Here is a 1,003-nt window from a genome sequence, read left to right as displayed (position 1 = left end):
GTGAGAGTTAATAAAAAATAATAATTAAAGAGTTGGAGGAACCCACTTAGAGAAACTTACTAAGTGTTCTGGTACTGCCTCAAGACCAATGTAACCAGCTAATAGTCCAGCTAATATTAGTAGTACAGCATCTAAGACCAAGAATATCTTACCATATTTGCCATGATCTAGGAATAGAGAGACTGGATAAAAGAATATTGAAGATAGACCAGTTAATCCATATAGAGCAAGTAACGCAATAGGTTCCAAAGTCATATTATGCTGGAAACCAACTATGCCGTAATAAATTGTTATCAGTCCATATAAGAGTGCCATAAATCCTAAAATCTCTAGCTTATAACTATACTTAATACTTACTGCAATACCAATTATACCAATGCCAAGTATTGGATAAAGGTCATAGAATAATATATTATAACTACTAACCAGTGGCCATGCAATTAATCCATAAAATCCTGTAAATGCAATAAATACTCCTAGAAGAAGTGAAGGAACGTAAATAGACTGTAAAGCGTTTCTGTAGTCACTAACTGTACTATGAACGCGGTAAGTCTTTATTAAACCATACGCTAAAACTAAGAATGCTATTCCCATTGCTTCAAGTTGGCTTGTAAGTATATCTACGAATAAAGCCATCCTGATCACCAATTATAATTATGCTTTAGGAAAGATATAAGTAGGATATGTATGTTTTTATACATTTGTACTTCTGCTTTTATGTGGTCCAAGATTTGATTATATTGTTTTAACAAATACTTTCAATAGTGACACATTTTATTAGAAATTATTTTAATATATTTTATTATTTTATTTTAAAAAATCTCATTAACACCCTCTTACTCACGGGAAAACATTATAAAAAGTTAGACATTTGTGTTATTTTATTAACAAGATCTATCTTAATATACCTCCGAACTATTTATGGTATAATGTTTAGATTAGATATTATTATGTTCACGCTTTTCTCCAGTTTCTCCAAATTTACCCTCTAAAATTATATTCA

The 1,003-nt window shown here is 30.2% G+C and carries 1 protein-coding gene; it reads right to left on the bottom strand.

All coding sequences use genetic code 11. The features are described 5' to 3' along the window. Window positions 1–24 precede the first annotated feature (24 nt). Entirely contained in the window at window positions 25–636 is a 612-nt protein-coding gene (locus tag DMP16_RS10195) for a DUF981 family protein (protein ID WP_069282752.1), read from the bottom strand. Window positions 637–1,003 lie beyond the last annotated feature (367 nt).

It is taken from the genome of Sulfolobus sp. B1 (assembly GCF_007050195.1).
Classification (GTDB): Archaea; Thermoproteota; Thermoprotei_A; order Sulfolobales; family Sulfolobaceae; genus Saccharolobus.
This window is presented reverse-complemented; position numbering and strand designations above follow the sequence as displayed.